This is a genomic window from Rhizobacter sp. P2_H2 (genome assembly GCF_056403375.1).
Genome location: NZ_JBFUFP010001345.1, coordinates 1 through 1263, shown reverse-complemented (window position 1 = coordinate 1263; position 1263 = coordinate 1). Strand labels below are relative to the sequence as shown.

The window sequence follows — 1263 nt, the reverse complement described above, 5'->3', positions numbered from 1 at the left end:
GACGTCGAACACATCAATGCCATCGGCAACACCCTGGCCGACCTGACCGAGCGCACGGTCGGCCTCCGGGGGTATCTTTGACTACGATCGCAAAGCACTGCGACTGAACGAGGTCAACGCCGCGCTCGAGAATCCCAAGGTCTGGGACGAACCGAAGCGCGCGCAGGAGCTGGGGCGCGAGAAGCGCACGCTCGAGCAGGTCGTCGAGACCATCGACCACCTGACCGGCAACCTGGCCGACAACTCCGAGCTGTACGAGATGTCGAAGGCCGAGGGCGACACCGACGGCCTGCAGGCCATCGAGGCCGAGACCGCCAAGCTGGCGGAGATCGTCGACGGGCTCGAGTTCCGCCGCATGTTCAACAACCCGGCCGACCCGCTCAACTGCTTCCTCGACATCCAGGCCGGCGCCGGCGGCACCGAGGCCTGCGACTGGGCCGGCATGCTGCTGCGCCAGTACCTGAAGTACGCCGAGCGCAAGGACTTCAAGGCGACGGTCGAGGACCAGTCCGACGGTGAAATCGCCGGCATCAAGAGCGCCACCATCAAGGTCGAGGGCGAGTACGCGTTCGGCCTGCTGCGCACCGAGACCGGCGTGCACCGCCTGGTGCGCAAGAGCCCGTTCGATTCCGCCGGGGGCCGCCACACCAGCTTCGCCAGCGTGTTCGTCTACCCCGAGGTCGACGACACGATCGAGATCGACATCAACCCGTCGGACGTGCGCACCGACACCTTCCGCGCCAGCGGTGCCGGCGGCCAGCACATCAACAAGACCGACTCGGCGGTGCGCCTCACGCACATCCCGACCGGCATCGTCGTGCAGTGCCAGGACGGCCGCAGCCAGCACAGCAACCGCGACGTGGCCTGGAAGCGGCTGCGCTCGCGCCTGTACGACCATGAGATGCGCAAGCGCATGGAAGAGCAGCAGAAGCTGGAAGACACCAAGACCGACGTCGGCTGGGGCCACCAGATCCGCAGCTACGTGCTCGACCAGAGCCGCATCAAGGACCTGCGCACCAACGTGGAGATCTCCAACACCCAGAAGGTGCTGGACGGCGACCTCGACCAGTTCATCACCGCCAGCCTGAAGCAGGGCATCTGATGACGCAGCTGAAGGCCCTGCTCTTCGACCTGGACGGCACGCTGATCGACAGCATGCCGCACCACCACGACGCCTGGGTCGAGTGGCACCGCCGGCGCGAGCTGACCATCGACGCCGAGCGCTTCTTCCTGGAGACGGCCGGGCGCAGCAACGTCGAGATC

2 protein-coding genes are annotated in these 1263 nt (G+C 66.5%); both read left to right on the top strand.

The window, feature by feature from the left end:
• Positions 1-1102 (top strand): peptide chain release factor 2 gene (gene prfB / locus AC1D15_RS32945; protein WP_477829376.1). Its coding sequence is split into 2 segments (ribosomal slippage), with 1101 coding nucleotides annotated over them: positions 1-78 and positions 80-1102; the frame shifts between segments, so codons are not numbered across the junction. This gene is flagged as partial in the annotation.
• On the top strand, positions 1102-1263 hold a 162-nt coding region (locus AC1D15_RS32940), incomplete at its 3' end, for an HAD family hydrolase (protein WP_477829377.1). The genes prfB and AC1D15_RS32940, both read left to right, overlap by 1 nt.